General features: G+C 35.0%; 15 protein-coding genes and 1 tRNA gene. 7 read left to right on the top strand and 9 right to left on the bottom strand.

Annotated elements, in window-relative coordinates:
• Positions 1–43: 43 nt before the first annotated feature.
• Together gnd and msrB are read left to right on the top strand one after the other, a co-directional pair.
• Complete coding sequence (gene gnd, locus IE155_RS04795; RefSeq protein WP_189376965.1) at positions 44–1,576, top strand: NADP-dependent phosphogluconate dehydrogenase; 1,533 nt, start codon at positions 44–46, stop codon at positions 1,574–1,576.
• Positions 1,576–1,950, top strand: coding sequence for a peptide-methionine (R)-S-oxide reductase MsrB (gene msrB / locus IE155_RS04790; RefSeq protein WP_189376964.1), 375 nt, complete (start codon positions 1,576–1,578; stop codon positions 1,948–1,950). The genes gnd and msrB overlap by 1 nt, the downstream gene beginning before the upstream one ends.
• Positions 1,951–2,014: 64 nt before the next feature.
• On the opposite strand, the gene IE155_RS04785 is transcribed toward msrB, so the two are convergent.
• Complete coding sequence (locus IE155_RS04785; RefSeq protein ID WP_189376963.1) at positions 2,015–2,818, bottom strand: DUF2989 domain-containing protein; 804 nt, start codon at positions 2,816–2,818, stop codon at positions 2,015–2,017.
• Positions 2,819–2,970: 152 nt separating this feature from the next.
• Between IE155_RS04785 and IE155_RS04780 the strand changes: the two genes are divergently transcribed.
• Together IE155_RS04780 and IE155_RS04775 are read left to right on the top strand one after the other, a co-directional pair.
• Positions 2,971–4,419: a glyceraldehyde-3-phosphate dehydrogenase gene (locus IE155_RS04780; RefSeq protein ID WP_189376962.1), complete on the top strand. Its 1,449-nt coding sequence runs from the start codon at positions 2,971–2,973 to the stop codon at positions 4,417–4,419.
• Between the two features lie 157 nt (positions 4,420–4,576).
• Positions 4,577–4,759, top strand: coding sequence for a cytoplasmic protein (locus IE155_RS04775; RefSeq protein ID WP_189376961.1), 183 nt, complete (start codon positions 4,577–4,579; stop codon positions 4,757–4,759).
• 16 nt (positions 4,760–4,775) lie between these two features.
• On the opposite strand, the gene IE155_RS04770 is transcribed toward IE155_RS04775, so the two are convergent.
• From IE155_RS04770 to IE155_RS04745, 6 genes are all read right to left on the bottom strand, one after another.
• Positions 4,776–5,105, bottom strand: coding sequence for a TusE/DsrC/DsvC family sulfur relay protein (locus tag IE155_RS04770; protein ID WP_189377137.1), 330 nt, complete (start codon positions 5,103–5,105; stop codon positions 4,776–4,778).
• Complete coding sequence (tusB, locus tag IE155_RS04765) at positions 5,105–5,395, bottom strand: sulfurtransferase complex subunit TusB (protein WP_189376960.1); 291 nt, start codon at positions 5,393–5,395, stop codon at positions 5,105–5,107. The genes IE155_RS04770 and tusB overlap by 1 nt, the downstream gene beginning before the upstream one ends.
• An 8-nt stretch (positions 5,396–5,403) precedes the next feature.
• On the bottom strand, positions 5,404–5,772 hold the full coding sequence (gene tusC / locus IE155_RS04760) for a sulfurtransferase complex subunit TusC (protein WP_189376959.1): 369 nt from the start codon (positions 5,770–5,772) through the stop codon (positions 5,404–5,406).
• Positions 5,772–6,143 carry a sulfurtransferase complex subunit TusD gene (gene tusD / locus IE155_RS04755; RefSeq protein ID WP_189376958.1) on the bottom strand — a complete coding sequence of 124 codons (372 nt, stop codon included), beginning with the start codon at positions 6,141–6,143 and terminating at the stop codon, positions 5,772–5,774. The genes tusC and tusD overlap by 1 nt, the downstream gene beginning before the upstream one ends.
• Positions 6,144–6,227: 84 nt before the next feature.
• Complete coding sequence (locus IE155_RS04750; RefSeq protein ID WP_189376957.1) at positions 6,228–6,896, bottom strand: Bax inhibitor-1/YccA family protein; 669 nt, start codon at positions 6,894–6,896, stop codon at positions 6,228–6,230.
• Between the two features lie 129 nt (positions 6,897–7,025).
• Positions 7,026–7,622 (bottom strand): DNA-3-methyladenine glycosylase I, encoded by a 597-nt coding sequence (locus IE155_RS04745; RefSeq protein ID WP_189376956.1) that lies wholly within the window; start codon positions 7,620–7,622, stop codon positions 7,026–7,028.
• A 145-nt stretch (positions 7,623–7,767) separates the two neighbouring features.
• On the opposite strand from IE155_RS04745, the gene IE155_RS04740 reads away from it, so the two are divergent.
• From IE155_RS04740 to IE155_RS04730, 3 genes are all read left to right on the top strand, one after another.
• Positions 7,768–7,858: transfer RNA gene (locus IE155_RS04740), tRNA-Ser, on the top strand.
• A 924-nt stretch (positions 7,859–8,782) separates the two neighbouring features.
• On the top strand, positions 8,783–9,319 hold the full coding sequence (locus IE155_RS04735; protein WP_189376955.1) for a DUF7010 family protein: 537 nt from the start codon (positions 8,783–8,785) through the stop codon (positions 9,317–9,319).
• A 129-nt stretch (positions 9,320–9,448) separates the two neighbouring features.
• Complete coding sequence (locus tag IE155_RS04730) at positions 9,449–9,892, top strand: energy transducer TonB (RefSeq protein ID WP_189376954.1); 444 nt, start codon at positions 9,449–9,451, stop codon at positions 9,890–9,892.
• Between the two features lie 294 nt (positions 9,893–10,186).
• Here IE155_RS04730 and IE155_RS04725 read toward each other — a convergent pair whose 3' ends face one another.
• Both IE155_RS04725 and IE155_RS04720 read right to left on the bottom strand, forming a co-directional pair.
• Positions 10,187–11,416 carry a type III PLP-dependent enzyme gene (locus IE155_RS04725; protein ID WP_189376953.1) on the bottom strand — a complete coding sequence of 410 codons (1,230 nt, stop codon included), beginning with the start codon at positions 11,414–11,416 and terminating at the stop codon, positions 10,187–10,189.
• 413 nt (positions 11,417–11,829) lie between these two features.
• On the bottom strand, positions 11,830–14,433 hold the full coding sequence (locus tag IE155_RS04720; protein ID WP_189376952.1) for an EAL domain-containing protein: 2,604 nt from the start codon (positions 14,431–14,433) through the stop codon (positions 11,830–11,832).
• Between the last annotated feature and the right edge of the window lie 89 nt (positions 14,434–14,522).

Genomic DNA, 14,522 nt, shown 5'->3' with positions numbered 1-14,522 from the left:
AAATATTTCGAATTTTTAAAGTGTAATTTTTGGACGTATAAGAATGACTCAGAGTACTCGCTGTGACATCGGCTTTATTGGCCTTGGTGTTATGGGTAAAAACCTCGTATTAAACCTTGCTGATAATGGCTATTCTATCGCTGCTTTTGATCTTGATAATGAAAAAGTTAAAGCTGTTATAGCTCAAGATAAATTTGAAAGTAAATCAGATAATGCGCGAGTTGTAGGCTGTTCATCTTATACAGAGTTATTATCAAAATTAAAAACCCCGCATTTAATTGTCTTATCTGTTCCTGCTGGAGCGCCTGTTGATCAAGTATGTGAAAGTTTGATCGGTGGTGGTGTTCAACCTGACGATATTGTTATTGATACTGGAAATAGCTTATGGGTTGATACCGTAAAACGAGAAGAAAAATATAAAAATAATTTTATTCTTTTTTCATCAGCGGTTTCTGGTGGTGAAGTTGGGGCCAGATTTGGTCCTGCACTTATGCCGAGCGGTTCTGCTTATGCATGGACTCGAATTCAACCTATTTGGGAAGCTATTTCAGCCAAAGTAGACAGCGTAACCGGTAAGCCGCTTGAACGGACTAAGCCAGGAGAAGTTGTCAACGAAGGTGAACCATGTACAACTTATATTGGTCCTGCTGGAGCAGGGCACTACGTAAAAATGGTTCACAACGGCATTGAATATGCTGATATGCAAATTATTTGTGAAGCCTATCAAGTATTGCGTGATGGTTTAAAGCTTAGTGCTGAAGAAATAGCTGATATTTTTGCACAATGGAATAAAGGCCCATTAAATAGTTATTTAATGGAAATATCTGTTGATGTTTTACGACATAAAATTGATGTAGACGGAAAACAAATTCCCCTTGTTGACGTAATTTTAGATAAAGCCGGCCAAAAGGGAACGGGGTTATGGACTGCTATGAGCAGTTTAGAATTAGGCACCCCAGCACCGACTATTTCACAGGCGGTTTATGCTCGTTCAATTTCATCAATGAAAAATATTAGAGTACAAGCATCAGAATTGTTAATAGGGCCAGAAACGCTTTCGTTATCTGAAGAAGAAAAACAATCATTCATCAAAAATTTACATGATGCTGTATATTGTTCAAAAATATGTGCCTATGCACAGGGCTTTCAGCTAATGAAACAAGCTGAAAATGAACATGGTTGGACACTTAACTTTTCGAGTATTGCTAAAATTTGGCGAGCAGGCTGTATTATTAGAGCGGCCTTCTTACAATCAATAACAGCAGCATTTGAGCGTAACGAACAATTAGAAAATTTATTGTTAGATCCTTACTTTGTTGAGCAATTAAATAATAATCAACTCAATTGGCGCCAAGCAATTTCTACCATTTCGTTAATGGGAATACCTGCTGGTGCTTTATCATCGTCACTGTCTTATTTTGATTCAATGCGCAGTAATGTTTTACCAGCTAACTTATTACAAGGGCAACGTGATTACTTTGGTGCTCATACTTTTGAGCGGGTAGATAAAGCCGCAGGGAAGAAGTATCATGTGGAATGGGCAACAGCTGACAAAGAAATGAAACAAGTTGAATAATGACTCAAGATCCTTATAAAGATAAATTAAGTGAAGCCGCCTATCGTGTTTGTCGATTAGCGGCAACAGAACAGCCATTTTCTGGTGAGTATAACGATCATTGGCTAGAGGGTACATATCATTGTGCTTGTTGCGAACAAGCACTTTTTGAATCATCGGCTAAGTTCAATGCTGGTTGTGGTTGGCCGAGTTTCTATCAAGGTGTTAATGAGTCAATTGCGTATTTTACCGATAATTCACACCACATGGTGCGTACCGAAATACAGTGTAAAAACTGCCAATCTCATTTAGGTCATGTATTTGATGACGGGCCAGAGCCTACGGGCAAACGTTATTGTGTCAACTCGTTAAGTCTTACTTTTATTGCTAAATAATGTGACGTTAATAGACATTATTAACAAGTGCATTTAATAAATAACTACACCTAATTGTTTAACGCTAATACTTTGGCGCTTTAAATTCACCTGCTTGTATTTTATTTAGTGTTGCACTGGCTATCTTATTGAGAAAAGCATCATCTAATTGATAACCTTTAATATAATTATCAAGGGTTTCTTGTTTTATATCTTCATCTTCGGGGGCATATAAACGTAGGACTTTAAGCCAAATATATGTTTGTTTAGCTTCCTGTTTATCAGCAAAGTAAGTCGCTATGGCTTTAAATACCTCAACATTAATTTGCTGCTTAGGTTTGACCAATTCGAGAGAATGATAAAGTAACCCTAACGTTTTAATAGGATCACGTTTGGTGTAATAGGTGGCTAGCTCGAATTGAGATTCGTGTGTCTTTAACAGTTCTGTATGCTCCAAAGCCAGAAATTTCGCTAATGCGTTTTTATCTAAATAACGTGACCAATGATAGTAAAGTAGACGTGGGTGTTCGGAATGTTTGGTGATTTCTGAGATTCTTTTAATTTTTTCTTTGGTGATAGCTAAATTATTTAAACGTCTTGTTTGCTTTTCTTTAAGTTTTATATGTTCGATTAAAGAGGCTTTAGCGATACACTTCTCATATTTTTCATACGCAATTAGTTGATTAAATTTTTCTAGATCGTGTGGGTTTTCTTTATGCTCCCAATTAGCATAGGCCACTTCAATGCGTTCTCTTTTACACCAAGTATCTTTGGTAAACTCTTGACATATTTCTGGATTTTCAGCACATAACGTTGAAAAGCTTGGACGCGAGTCACAAGCACTTAATGCTAAGATAAATAAAAGATTGATGTAAATAATTCGATTCATTAAATAAACCAATATTTATCAATTAATTTTTTGTAACTTGTGGAGAAATATTTCATGTTCTATTACAATAGCGCCGCATTTCGTTATTAATAATCTAGAATAAGATTATAATAGCTTATCGTTCATTTGACTGAAATAAAAAGGTTTACGTAATGACGTCTCATCTTGAGGAAGAATATCAAATTAGTTGGCAAGAACGCCAAACATTTGCTGAAAACATGCAACCGATTATCGGACAACTCTTTAGAAATAAAGGTGTAGAGATTTCGGTGTATGGTCGTCCATTAGTGACAGCAACATCAATTGACATTATTAAAGCGCATAAATCTGTAGCTTTGCATGAAGGAAGCAAACTACGTTTACGTGAAAGTTTTCCTTTTGTTGAAGCATTAAGCAAAATGGATTTATCACCGGCACGTATCGATGTTGGTAAACTCGCTTATCGTTATTTATTTAAAGGTGAGTCAAACGGCCTTTCAATTGAACAATATTTAGAAAAAGAGCTTGCTGATATTGGTAAATCTGCCGCCGAGCAAGCGCCTAAAGATGTAGTTTTATATGGTTTTGGACGAATTGGTCGATTACTTGCTCGATTACTAATTGAGCGAGCAGGTCCAAGTTCTAAACTTAATTTACGGGCGATTGTTATTCGTCCAGGTAAAGACGGTGATCTTGAAAAACGTGCCAGTCTATTAAGAAGAGACTCAGTTCACGGCGCGTTTAATGGAAGTATTACTATTGATGAAGAGCATAAAGTAATAAAAGCGAATGGCGCATTCATCCAAGTTATTTATGCTAAATCGCCATCAGATATCGATTATACCCAATATGGTATTAACAACGCATTAGTGGTTGATAACACAGGTATTTGGAGTGACGAAGAAGGTTTAGGTCAACATTTGCAATCGAAAGGTGTTGATAAAGTGCTATTAACAGCACCAGCGAAAGGCGATATCAAAAATATTGTTTATGGTGTGAATGAAGACATGATCTCAGCTGAAGATAAAATAGTTTCTGCAGCAAGTTGTACAACAAATGCTATAACACCAGTGCTTAAAGCAATTAATGATGAGTTTGGTATTCGTAACGGTCATGTAGAAACAGTTCATTCTTATACTAATGACCAAAATTTAATTGATAACTATCACCCAGCGCCACGCCGTGGCAGAAGTGCACCTTTAAATATGGTTATTAGCACTACAGGTGCCGCAAAGGCAGTTGCTAAAGCATTACCTGAATTAAAAGGGTTATTAACAGGCAACGCAATTAGAGTACCTACGCCAAATGTATCAATGGCAATAATGAATTTAAACCTTAAGAAATCTACAGATAAACAAGCATTAAATGATTATTTACGTAACATTTCTTTAAATTCTAAGCTGCAAAACCAAGTTGATTATACGGCGTCTACTGAGATTGTATCAACTGACTTAGTTGGATCACGTTATGCCGGTGTTGTTGATTCGCAGGCAACAATTGTTGATGGTGATCGCGCTGTATTATATGTTTGGTATGACAATGAATTTGGTTATAGCTGTCAAGTGGTCCGAGTGATGCTTGAAATGGCTGGTATATTAGTTCCAACGTTACCTGCAAACTAATACCACTTTACTAATATTTAATTAAGGCGCTACTGGTTAGCGCCTTTTTTATGCTACAACCATTAAATAATTATTAAAGTTATAAAAGAGGTTGCCGATACAGTGATGTAAGCCAATGTACTATAAAATAATTGAGGTTAGTTAAATGGCACTGAGTATGAATACTACAACCCCTGTAAACACTGAAACAGCCCATGGTATTAAAACCGCTAACTTAGTAAAAGATCAAACTGAATTAGAAGGTCAAATGGCATTAAATTTAATTCAGTCAGCTGATATTAATATGCAAGTTGCTGCGCCTACAGGGCATAAAGGTCATATCGTTAATATAAAAGTTTAGTCATAGTATTTGATAACTAAATACAGCGTGCAGGTTTTGGTAAGCCTGCATATTTTGTTGCTTGTTTGGCCGGCCCTTCAGGAAACAAGCGATACAAATAACGACTACTGGCTTTTTCTTCGCCAAATTGTGCTTTCATTGCTTTTGTCAGTGCTCTAATCGCTGGTGACGTGTTATACGTGAGATAAAATTCCCTTACAAAACGAATAACTTCCCAATGAGCTTCAGTGATTTCTACATCTTCTTGCTCAGCAATTTTTAAAGCTAGGGCTTCACTCCATAAGGTATGATCTAACAAATACCCCTGTGGGTCGGTTTCAATTATTTTATCGTTAAATTCAATCATTACTGCCAAGTGATCACATTTTGGTGGTTAAAAATTAATTCGAGTAAATATTCGTAGTTTATTACTATTGCTGTATTTACCTGAAGCCCTCTAGCGTTAATATGTTCCTCAATGGCATAACATTGCTTAAGTGGTATTATTTTTTGTGCATCACTAATAAATGCGCTATTAATATTATAACAACCGTCATCAATCAGCACTATCACATCGGTCGCACTGAGATTCGTTAAGCATAAATTTATGCTGTTATTACTTAATGCTGAATCTCTAATTAAATGTAGTGTTGTCATCAGTTACCTTAAAATGTTAGTACAGCATTGTGTTGGTGAAGTAATAATGAAAACTCTTCAGGTGAAACTACCATAACGCCTTCAATATGAAATTCAGGGGGTAAATTTCGTTCAATTAAACTTTGTTGGCACACATAAATTTTTTCAAGATCATAAAACTCGAATGCCGAAAATGTTTTTAAGAAGTCTTTAGTACCAATGATATCTGGTTGTTGTTTATCAATTAACTGATATACGCCATCGCCTTGAAAAAATAAACTTGTTTCTTGTTCAAAGCTTCCATAGATCAGCGCAACATCAAGCGCTGCTTTTGCCGCTGTTTGAGAGAAGGGCGCTTTTGTATTTAAAATAGCAACTTTTTTACTGTTACTTGTCATTATAATTGCACCAACCTGTCGGCTTGATTTGTTAGCATCACCAATTCACCTAATCCTGAGAGGGTAAACTCTGGGTGAATTAAAAAATTATCATCATCAGGAAAAATTAACCCCCGCTTTTCTGCAGCTGTAGAGCATAAATGCAAAGGCACCTGATTTTGCTGATTTAGCTTTTTCCATAACGAAATAATTTGTAATTCATCACTTGGAATAGCTAAGTATTTACTGGCATTTAGCACGCCATCTTGATAGAAAAACACACCTGTAACCGTAATATTACTTTGTATTGCTTGTTCCACAATTTTAAATGCCGTATACGATAGGTTGCTTGTGGGTGCGCTTGTAACTACAACAGCTAGAGATTGAGTCAATGAATTTACCTTTGTGAATTAAAAACCATAAAAAAAGCCTCGATTAACGAGGCTTTTTATTATAAATCAATTTATTGTAAATGTTTAATCATCGCCGCCAAAAGCACCTAATAAATGAAGTAGGCTGGTAAAGATGTTATAAATATTTAAGTATAATGATACGGTAGCGCGAATATAGTTACGCTCACCACCATTAATAATACGGCTTGTATCAAATAAAATAAGTCCTGACATGATAAAAATAATGGCAGAGCTAATTGCTAGTGATACAGCAGGTACTTGGAAAAATATATTGGCAACTGCAGCAATTAAAACCACAATTAAACCAACCATTAAAAATCCACCCATGAAAGAGAAGTCTTTCTTAGTGGTTAATGCATAACCTGATAATGAAAAGAATATTAATGCCGTTCCGCCTAAAGCTTGCATGATTAATGAACCACCGCCAGGCAATGATGCATAATAATTAAGCATTGGTCCTAAAGAAGCTCCCATTAAACCTGTAAATGCGAAAATCCAGAAAATTCCGTTCGCTTTATCTGCTTGCTTATGAACAACAAATAATAAACCAAAAGCAACAAGTGTCATTACTAAAGCCGCCATGTGAGATAAACCCATAGCCATTGATATACCAGCAGTAACAGCACTAAATGCTAAGGTCATAGACAAAAGCATGTATGTATTTTTTAATACTTTATTGATTTCAAGAGCAGAGCTTTTACTCGCTGTTTGAAAACCCATATTAGTTTGCATAAAAAATTCCTCTAAAAACTTCATTATGTTGTTATTAAGATAAGGACATTAATGTAAAGTTCAAGTGTTTAAAACAATACTTTGCAACCCTTTGACATATTATGGCATGGGTTATTTCAAATTACTACGTTATAGTTGATTAAACCGATCAATTATTTGTTTCCGTTTGTAACAGTCAAGACTATGGTCATTAATCAAGCCACACGCTTGAAGATACGCATAACAAATTGTAGACCCAACAAACTTAAAACCTCGTTTTTTCAAATCTTTACTCAGCTTATCAGAGATAGCAGAGGTAGTAGGGTGGTCGTCATTATTATTGAATTGATTAACGATAGTTTTATTCTCAACAAAGCCCCATAAATAGTCACTGAATGCTCCAAATTCATTTTGAATTTCAATAAAGCGTTTCGCATTATTTATTGTTGCAGTAATTTTAAGTCTATTTCGAATGATCTCATTATTAAGCATAAGCGATTCAACTTTGTTCTCATCGAAAGTGGCAACCGTTTTTATGTCAAAGTTTGCAAAGGCTTTACGATAACCCTCACGTCTTTTTAAAATGGTATACCAACTTAAACCTGCTTGAGCTGACTCTAATGTTAAATTTTCAAATAATTGTTGATCATTGTGAACAGGAACTCCCCATTCGTTATCATGATATTCTACATAATCGGGCTTGCTTGTATCTAACCATAAACATCTAGCTAGCGGAGTATCAGTCATAAAAAACCTTTAAATTGATTGAATCAACAACAATGTGATTAAAAAAATAGCAAACACACCAAATGTTTAAATAAGTACTTTACAAGGTGTTTTTGACACTTTAATATTCGCTCCGTTCAAAAGCAAACAGCTTTTGCACACACATGGTGAGATGGCTGAGTGGTCGAAAGCACCGGTCTTGAAAACCGGCAAGGGTTTGTAGCCCTTCTAGAGTTCAAATCTCTATCTCACCGCCATATATAGAAAAGCCGCTATTTATAGCGGCTTTTTGCTTTCTGGTGTTTTAAAATGTTAAATGAACAATTTAAAAGGGTTGGTAGCGCTAAACCTTCGAGTAGAGTTCAAATCTCTATCTCCAGGTTTTTATCACATCCCTGTGAAAACCACATAACTTCGTCCCTGAAGTTAACAGCCATATTCTAAGAAACCGTTAATTTATTAGCGTTTTTTTTCGTCTAAATATTATTTAATTACAAACAGTGGGTTTGTAACAACATACCGTCTTAATAAAATACTAATCTACATCGATAGAAATACTTAAATACTTTAGGTCGTTAAAGCTACACACTTAATCAAAAATATAATTTTAAACACTGTTATTTTGTACAGTAATAGTTAAATCCGCCTTTCCACAAGAAAGGCGGCAATTAGCCTTCTTTCACACAAATGAAAAATAGCAGCTTTTGTATAAGGTTTTGTAATTTAATATTTAATCAAGTAACCTTAGCTACAATAAAATAATCGAGGTGGATACTGTACGTTTATGGAAAGGCGGATCGTAGCCGCCTATTAAGCTGTTATGTGAAAGGGATAAATAGATACTATGGAGCAAGTGTTTTGGTTATAAGGGTGTTGGGAGTTATCGTCGGTTTGCTTTTTGTAGCTCTATCTCCGTTTATGGCGTATTCCGGCGAGGAAACTCTAACCATGTGTCTATCTATATTTATTCTAGGGGTATTGTTTTTAGTTTACGGTGTAAAAGGCAACCAGGGGTTGCTCAAAATACTTCCTAAAAATACTAATCTAAAACTGTGGTAATTACACATAACAAAAACATCAACTGGAAAACTACTCGCTGTAAAGCGCTCGTATTTTCCCGTTATATTAAGCGTTATGTGCTTCAATAAGTCTGAGCATTACTCAAGCGAGGAGAGAGTATTTTGACATTAGATGAATACAGAAAAGAATTTGAACAATCTTCAAACAGATCTATTTCAATGCCGGTTGCTGGAACCATTATTTGGAGTTTAGTTGGGCTTTTAAGTACACAATTTAGCGCAAATATTTCTATTTATATTTTACTTTTTGCAACAGGCGGGATTTTTCCTATAGCTTTATTAATTGCTAAATTTAGAAAAGAGAACTTAGTTTCCTCATCCAACCCTTTAGCAAAACTAATGGGCTTATGCATAATTATGGTTAATCTGCTTTGGGCTGTCCATATACCATTACTTTTAAATGCACCTGAATTTGTTCCTTTGAGTTTAGGCGTTGGATTAGGACTTCATTGGGTAGTATATTCTTGGATCGTTAAACATCCTGTTGGCTTAATTCATGCTGTGTTAAGAAGTATTTTAATTGTAGCAGCTTGGTATTTATTCCCTAACAGTATTATTTTAGCTATCTCTTGCGTTATTGTTTTAACTTATTTAATAAGTATTTATCAAATGTTAACCAGAGATATATCAAGCACATAACAAGCCAAATAAAGCGGGACTGCTAACAGTTTGCTCGGTTTCGCTTCGCTACACATTTTAGTAAACAATTTTTAGCTCCTTATTGGGCGTTAGAGCTAAAAGGAGAAAGCTTTGAATAAATCATAGCTATTGTTACCACTTGCACTTTTTGTTGTTTCTTGTGCTACAACAACTAAAGTTGAAGAACCAAAAATAAATTACCTCGATATATCAGATAAAGATCAAATTAAATTAATTGATGAGTATTGGACTGTTGCAAAAAGGATTGAACCTAGATATCCAATTTCAGCAGCTAAAAAAAATGTATCTGGTTGCGTTGATCTAATCGTTGGTATTGATCAAAATGGAAAAGCCCAAGGATATAAGGTTCGTTCATCGTACCCTAAAGGCGTATTCGATAAAAATGCAGCTGCTACTTTGGTTAAATGGAAGTGGCAAGCTACAGAGAAAAATAAAGATAATACACCTGTTTTAACTTCTATCCGTATGGATTTTTCAACTAGCAGGAATCCTAGTGATCCGGAATATCTACAAAACTGCCAAAACGGGAAGTTTGGCTCTATAAGGTTTTAAAGTCGGACACGTACAGTTTGCTCGCGCTCCGCGCATTTTAGCAAACTGTTACTCGCCGCTTAAAATGGCGTTGGTATGACTTCCCTTTGTCAGGCATAAGCAGTCTATGGCAACAAGAAGATTTGACAGCAGATCTACAGCGTTTATTAACAATGTGCATGTTTACTTAAAGCACTAAAGTTGATAAAAACGTTAAACAAAATTATGGTTATGTAAAGAAAAACGCAGTATTTAACTGCGTTTTATGTTGATAGATACAAGATAACGTATCTAACTATCAGGTAATTAAACTTATCAGCCTGTTAATTCTTGACTGTGCACATACTCATTTAACACCACAACTTCTGCGCGTTTGAAAAAGTTGAAATCGGTAGCGGTTGCTAAGGTGTAAGCGCCCATCATTCGGCTAATAATTAAATCACCATTGTTAAGTTTAGGTAACATGATTGATTCGCTTACTACATCGATACTATCGCATGTTGGACCTGCAAGTACTGAATCAAATCGCACACCGTCTTGTTTAACACTGTCGATCGGATAAGCAGCTTCATCAAATATTAAACCGCTGAACGAACCGTATATACCGTCATCTAAGTAGTACCATGTTTTACCTTCTCGCATAGCTTGTCCCATTACAGATGCAACACTCGTTACAGAGCTTGCAACAATAAAGCGTCCAGGTTCTGCAATTATTTGCATGGTATCGGGCAATTGCGCAAGGGCTAAGTTAATTGGCGCACAAAAAACGTCAATTGGTAGCACATCAGCGCTATAAGGCACAGGAAAACCACCGCCAATGTCTAAAGTGCTTAATGCGGGTAAACCAAGCTCGCTTACTTGTGTAATAACCTTTGCACAGGCGTTTATAGCTTCTACATATTTTGTAGGGCTTGCTGTTTGTGACCCTACATGAAACGATAAACCCTTAATACGAATACCCAATTGTTGTGCGTAGGTAATAATTTCAATTGCCATTTCTGGGCTACAACCAAACTTTTTAGATAAATCAGCAAATGCATCTTTGTTGCGAAAACTTAAACGTACTAATATTTCTGCTTGATCTTTATAAACAATAAATTTTTCTAGCTCGTTAATGTTATCGACAACAAACACAGTACAGCCATAAGCTAGTGCATCACGAATGTCGCTATCACGCTTAATTGGGTGTGTGTGAATGGTTCGTTCGCTTGGTACGCCTTCACTTGCAACTAATTCAATTTCGCCGCTGGTGGCTAAATCAAAACTGGCACCTTCAGCTAATAATGTACGTACTACTGCTGCTAATGGTAAAGGCTTTAATGCAAAGTGAAGCGTAACACCCGGTAATGCATTTTTAAGTGCATGGTATTGGCGACGAATAGCTTCGCAGTCAAGCACCATTAATGGTGCGCCGAACTGTTCTGCTAGTTGCTCAATTTCTTCATTGGTCGGTTGCACATAAGCAAAGTATTCACTTTGGTTAGCGGCAACCGCAGTTGCAGGTACTTTAATGGTGTAATCTTTTAATTGTGTTGATAAAGCCATGGTATTCTCCGAGTAACAGGGCGTTTGTATTACACCCTAAGCAACCGCTCGGATAATATTTATCTACGAGTCGGTTGAGTGATATTAATAGTGCATATGCACAGTCAAATTCACTCTTGGATAGTTACTCATTTGCCTTGCTACAAACTAAATTTGTAATGTACTCGGATTGGCTATCATCAAGAAGTGGCGAGATAGTATAGTGGCTTTTAAATTTGTGCAACAGTTAATTTCAAATAAAATAAAATAATTTTATTTTTATTTAAAACAATAGGTTGCGTGATTAAAAATAATTGTTTTATCGATAAATAAAATGAATTAAAGTCCTAAAAAGGGTTTAAATATTAAGTTGTTTATTTCATTAATTTTGTCTGTATTATAATAGTAACACTAGGGAATGTACGCTCTTACAGTTAACGTTTTTCGTTATTAGGAACTGTAGTTTCCGCAGGAATAAACTCGCCGGTTAACCCGTCAACAATACGGCCATGATCTAAACGATTTAACCAATCTATATAATCATTAAACGCCATTGGCTTAGCATAGTAATAACCTTGACCAATGTCACAACCAAAGCCTCTTAATATATTTTCGTCTTCTTTGCTGTTGATCCCTTCAGCAACCACTTCAAGTCCTAATCCTTTGGCCATCTCTACAGTAGCTTTAGTAATAACTTTACGTTTAGGATCGGCATCAATGTTTTCAACAAATTGTCGATCTACTTTTAGCTCTTGAAAAGATAAGGTATTTATTTGTGACATTGATGAATAACCCGTACCAAAATCATCAATACTAATGGTTATGCCAATATCTCTGAGCTTTTCTATCAACTCTATGGTCTGTTTGTTTGAAGAAAATGAGGCTGATTCGGTAAGCTCAAAAATAATCTTATCTGCAGGAATTTCTGATGCTTCAATAATACTTATCACATCTAAAAAGAAATGCTCTCTCGCAATGTCTTTACCGCTAATGTTAATAGACACCATGTGATTATATCCGTATTCATCTATTAAATGTTTTTGTTGTTTTAAGGCGGTTTTTATTACCCATAATGTAATTGAATTAATTAACCCAATATCTTCTGCTAAGGGAATGAAAACCGTAGGAGGAATAAACTCACCTTGAGTATTACTCCAACGTATTAAACATTCACTGCTACAAACTCGTAAAGTTTTTAAATCAATTTGTGGTTGATGATATAGTGCTAATTTATTTTGTTCTAACGCTTGTTTTAGCTCTACAGCCATTTTCATGGTGTCGCTTTCTTTTCGTAATGAGTCATCATGAAAATAAGCCCATTTTTTAGACGACTTTTCTGCAATATTTAATGAAAGTAATGCATTATTTATTAATTCATGTGGGTATTTACCATGTTTTGGGTAATGAGTTATGCCAATAACACCAGATAAAGGAATTTGTAAGTCATTAATACGAAAGTTATCAGAAATTACATCTTGCGTTGATTTTACTAGATGCTCAATGGGTTGATGACTTAATTCATTATTTAAAATAAAGGCTAGGCAATGATTATTAATAAAACATAATTTTTCATGATTATCGGTAATCGCAATAACAGCATCGTTGTATGCATATAAAGATGACAATTTATTACTGAGGTTTTTAAATAGCTCTGTGTTGGTTTTATCGTCGATGTATAAAGCAATGCGTTCAATATGTTCAGGTTTTATTACCACCACAGAAATATCATTATTGCCATTTCGAATAAGTTCAGTAACCGTAGTTTCTAAGTTGGACTTACGAGGTAAGCCACTAGCATTATGATACCTTATGGTTTGTAGTCGTTCTTTTTCATTTCTTCGCATGCGCTCAGCCAAGGCAAAAGCCATTAAAATTAGCTCAATAATAACGGCAAAAAGAAAGGCATTACGTGTATAAAAATTATTGGTAATAATATTCATCAACGATAGTGGCTGTATGGCAGCACCAATTAATAAGGGGATCCACGATAAAATATAATATCTAGCCCAAGCAAAATCAGTTTTGACACGTTTAACAACTAAAACAATGCATAACAGATAAAATAAAGGTTGAAGTGAAAAGAATATTTTAGCTTGCAGTACATGGTCAAAAAATAGTGAGCATAACGCAATAGCAGTGGTTAAACCGCATATAGTTATCGACAATTTAAATAGCCAAGACTGCTGACCATTGTATTGAAGAAAATACACAGTAAATAATATTAAAAATATAACGAGGGAGTAATGAAATATTAACGTGTATTCATTAAACCATTGATGTATCTCAAATGGAAAAATATAACGGCCAAAACCATTAATACTCGCCAATACTATTAACGCTGATATTAAATAGCCAATATAAAATAAATACACTTTATCTTGAACGGCAAAATAAATGATTAAATTATAGAGTGTCATTAATACGACAACGGCAACAAATACTGTTGATAAAACAATTGTCAGTGTTGTTAATCGTTCAAATGCTTTTGTTTCGACCAATAATACGGGGATTTTAGGTGCCGCGTCGCTTTTCAACTGAAATAAATACTTTGCTTGTTGTTTTGCTTCTAAAGAAATTGCGACATTTGGATAAAAGCTTAATAAAATATTATCATTATTTAGTTGATAAATTGGTGCGAGAGATTCAGTTAAATTTTCATCAACTTTAAATACGTTAAATGATGTTAAAATAAAATTATCGGTAAATAGTGTGACCGAACGATTAACGTTACTTGTATTCGTTAAAGTGACCAATACCCAATAACTATCATTACTTAGCGTAAACGGTACTTGGTTATCGGGTGCCGCTTTAAAAAAATGAATGTTTTTTGTTACCCAATCAACCGAGTATTTGCTGTTTTCATCTATTAAAAAAGACGTTTCTTTACGTATATCTGTAATTGATGATTGTAATAGTGGGGCAATTATTTTTTGATTATGTGAATATATGCCATAGCCTATTAAGAAAAGCACCATTAATGTAATCAAAACACTAAGGTTGACCAAGCGGTATTTAATAACCGTCGATGTTCTTTGCATGTGTAAAGAGCTGTAAGTTGGCAATAAGTATTTTTAATTTTAGCAAAATTTAGCGATTTTTTAAAAAAACTTATAAAAAGTAAGCAAAT

Origin of the sequence: Thalassotalea profundi, assembly GCF_014653195.1 — a bacterium.
In the GTDB taxonomy this organism is placed as follows: Bacteria; Pseudomonadota; Gammaproteobacteria; order Enterobacterales; family Alteromonadaceae; genus Thalassotalea_B; species Thalassotalea_B profundi.
The sequence above is the reverse complement of the archived record's forward strand: the minus strand, read 5'-3'. Positions and strand labels throughout refer to the sequence as shown.

What these genes read in the sequence shown, in the direction of transcription:
- msrB (WP_189376964.1), top strand. Translation starts at nt 1,576, where the DNA reads ATGACTCAAGATCCTTATAAAGATAAATTAAGTGAAGCCGCCTATCGT.
- tusC (WP_189376959.1), bottom strand. Translation starts at nt 5,772, where the DNA reads ATGACAAGTAACAGTAAAAAAGTTGCTATTTTAAATACAAAAGCGCCC.
- tusB (WP_189376960.1), bottom strand. Translation starts at nt 5,395, where the DNA reads ATGACAACACTACATTTAATTAGAGATTCAGCATTAAGTAATAACAGC.
- IE155_RS04775 (WP_189376961.1), top strand. Translation starts at nt 4,577, where the DNA reads ATGAATACTACAACCCCTGTAAACACTGAAACAGCCCATGGTATTAAA.
- IE155_RS04770 (WP_189377137.1), bottom strand. Translation starts at nt 5,105, where the DNA reads ATGATTGAATTTAACGATAAAATAATTGAAACCGACCCACAGGGGTAT.
- IE155_RS04725 (WP_189376953.1), bottom strand. Translation starts at nt 11,416, where the DNA reads ATGGCTTTATCAACACAATTAAAAGATTACACCATTAAAGTACCTGCA.
- IE155_RS04785 (WP_189376963.1), bottom strand. Translation starts at nt 2,818, where the DNA reads ATGAATCGAATTATTTACATCAATCTTTTATTTATCTTAGCATTAAGT.
- IE155_RS04720 (WP_189376952.1), bottom strand. Translation starts at nt 14,433, where the DNA reads ATGCAAAGAACATCGACGGTTATTAAATACCGCTTGGTCAACCTTAGT.
- IE155_RS04745 (WP_189376956.1), bottom strand. Translation starts at nt 7,622, where the DNA reads ATGACTGATACTCCGCTAGCTAGATGTTTATGGTTAGATACAAGCAAG.
- IE155_RS04780 (WP_189376962.1), top strand. Translation starts at nt 2,971, where the DNA reads ATGACGTCTCATCTTGAGGAAGAATATCAAATTAGTTGGCAAGAACGC.
- gnd (WP_189376965.1), top strand. Translation starts at nt 44, where the DNA reads ATGACTCAGAGTACTCGCTGTGACATCGGCTTTATTGGCCTTGGTGTT.
- IE155_RS04750 (WP_189376957.1), bottom strand. Translation starts at nt 6,896, where the DNA reads ATGCAAACTAATATGGGTTTTCAAACAGCGAGTAAAAGCTCTGCTCTT.